The 2,395-nt window shown below is 48.9% G+C and carries 3 protein-coding genes; 2 read left to right on the top strand and 1 reads right to left on the bottom strand.

All coding sequences use genetic code 11. From position 1 onward, the window contains the following. Window positions 1-9: 9 nt before the first annotated feature. On the bottom strand, window positions 10-852 hold the full coding sequence (locus H6F50_RS00195; protein ID WP_190424968.1) for a YaaW family protein: 843 nt from the start codon (window positions 850-852) through the stop codon (window positions 10-12). An 80-nt stretch (window positions 853-932) separates the two neighbouring features. Between H6F50_RS00195 and H6F50_RS00200 the strand changes: the two genes are divergently transcribed. Then, window positions 933-2,051: an FAD-dependent oxidoreductase gene (locus H6F50_RS00200; protein WP_190424971.1), complete on the top strand. Its 1,119-nt coding sequence runs from the start codon at window positions 933-935 to the stop codon at window positions 2,049-2,051. A 17-nt stretch (window positions 2,052-2,068) separates the two neighbouring features. Then, window positions 2,069-2,395 (top strand): GrpB family protein (locus H6F50_RS00205; RefSeq protein WP_190424974.1); only part of this gene is annotated, 327 nt, incomplete at its 3' end.

Consider the following 2,395-nt stretch of genomic DNA (forward strand, 5'->3'; position numbering starts at 1 on the left):
TTTTGACTCCTAAGCAGGTTCCCAGCATTCGGCACGAGTTAGGCGAATTTGCGCTAAGGCAACGATGATAGGGATAATCCGACCGTAATTAGTCGCGATCGCTCTCCAGCCCAGATCGGCAAAAAACCACGCCCACATCGCGGGTCCCACTAATGCAAATACACTGCGGATGGCACCATAACGGGCGGCACTCATTGCCATCCCACGCTTCGCTGTTTGTAGCACCATATAATTTTGGAACTGTGCAGCAGCCGCAGCACTGCCTTGGATGACAGTTTCTTTGGCGACTTGATAGCTAGCAAAATGAATTGCAAACTGACGGGCAAGTTGTTGTAGTAACAGCGGCTGGACAATGGAACTAACGGCAAGGGCACTACCCCCCTTAACGAGTAAAGCCATCGGGTCGTGCTGTAACTGCACTGGCAGGGGTTCGGAGAGTTGAGACTTCGCTAGCGATCGCTGTACTCTGGCGGTTAATGCTTTTTGTTCGTGTCGTGGCATTTGTTTCCACGCCCGACCCATCAGGTTGAGAAATACTTCTGCTTCTAAATCAGTCGTTGAAAGTTTTGCAGAATAGGGAATTTTTAGATATCGACAAACTTGGATCAAAATTTGTCGATAAGTGACTTCACCCGTGCGTCCTCGCAAAACTGTCACTCCATCCGCCGCTAAAAAGCGAAATCTCTGCTCAATCGCATCCAACCAATCTTCGTGATCTTGGCTTTGAATGTCGATCGGGTCAGGTGTCTGAACGTAATCTAAGGGGTTAAATTTGCGGCGAAATAGAATATCTGTCAGTTGCTGTAACTCTTCTTCTGTGGCTAATTCCAGCGCGGCTCTCAGCTCGTCCAACTTCAATTCCTCCCAGACCCCAGATTCGGTGCTGTCCCTTATTCTACTTCTATATACTTGAAGACTGAGGGTTATCCGTAGTGTTTGATGTCGCCGTAATTGGTGCGGGTATCGCGGGACTGACCGTTGCTCAACAGTTGCACCAAGCTGGATATAAAGTGGTCGTCGTTGACAAATCTCGTGGCGTTGGGGGAAGGGTGGCAACACGCCGATTGCAGGGGACTTGTGCCGATCATGGCTTGCGCTATTTAGAACCCCAAGGGCAGTTAACTGAGAAGTTTATTGATGTTTTGGGGGTGAAGCAAAGCGATTTTGAAGGAAAGCCGGGGATTGTTCAAGCCTGGACGAATCCTGTTTGCCGGGAACCAGCAAAGCCGAATTTATCCTCGACCCGTCCCCATTATGTGGCACCAATGGGGATGAATGCGATCGCTAAATTCCTCGCCACAGGTTTAGAAATGCGGCTGAATCAACGGGTTCAAGAAATTACCCCAACTGATGAGAAAACTTGGCATTTCACTTTTGAGCCGAAAGCCGACCCATTAATTGCTAAAGCTGTTGTCGTGGCAATTCCAGCGCCTCAAGCTTTGATGCTACTGGAACCCTTAGCCAAAACCATACCAACTCAATTTCTAGATAGTTTACGCGCTGTGGAGTTTGACCCCTGTCTCAGTGTAATGGCGGGTTATCCAGCTTCTCGACAGCAAGATTTAAGTAATGCAGAGACGGTAAATTTCCCGTTACACCTAGATGTTACACAGGACTCTGACTTAGCGTGGATTGGTTTAGACAGCAGCAAACGCCCCAATCCCCAGATACCAGTCTTTGTTTTGCACAGCACCGCTGAATTTGCAAACCGTTACCTGGACGCCGAAGATTTAAACCCAGCGGCAAGCCAGATGTTATCTCGCGCCGCCCAGTTACTCGTTCCGTGGCTGGATTCTCCCGAATGGTTTCAAATTCATCGCTGGCGCTATGCTTTCCCCAGTCGTCCTTTGCATCAAGATTGGCTGGACGCTGGGACACCATTGCCCCTAATTTGTTGTGGCGATTGGTGCGGGGGAAACTTGGTAGAAGGGGCGATGAATTCTGGATTAGCCGCCGCCGTCAAGATTAATCAACAGATGGAAATGCGAAGCTTGCCGGGGGAAAGTTTTTTAGAAGCCCTCCAGCAAATATCCGGTAGGAGCGATCGCTAAGGAGTTAATTTAAACCGATGGAAGATTTTATCCAAGTAGTTGATTACGATACCAATTGGCCTATCCAATTTGAGCAGGAAAAACTCCAGATTCTCCACTCCCTCGGTAATGCTGTCTTGGACATCCACCATATTGGCAGTACCTCAGTGCCAGGATTAGCAGCTAAACCAATTATTGATATTCTCGTAGGCTTAGAGGAGTTACCACCTAGCGTCGATCAGATTACATCTCTCGAAACACTCGGCTATCTCTACCAAGGTGAGTTGGGTGTTCCAGGACGGCACTTTTTTCGCAAAGGGATGCCCCGCACTCACCATCTCCATCTGGTGAAACGAGGGAATCAG

This window comes from Coleofasciculus sp. FACHB-712 (genome assembly GCF_014695635.1).
Taxonomy (GTDB): Bacteria; Cyanobacteriota; Cyanobacteriia; order Cyanobacteriales; family FACHB-T130; genus FACHB-T130.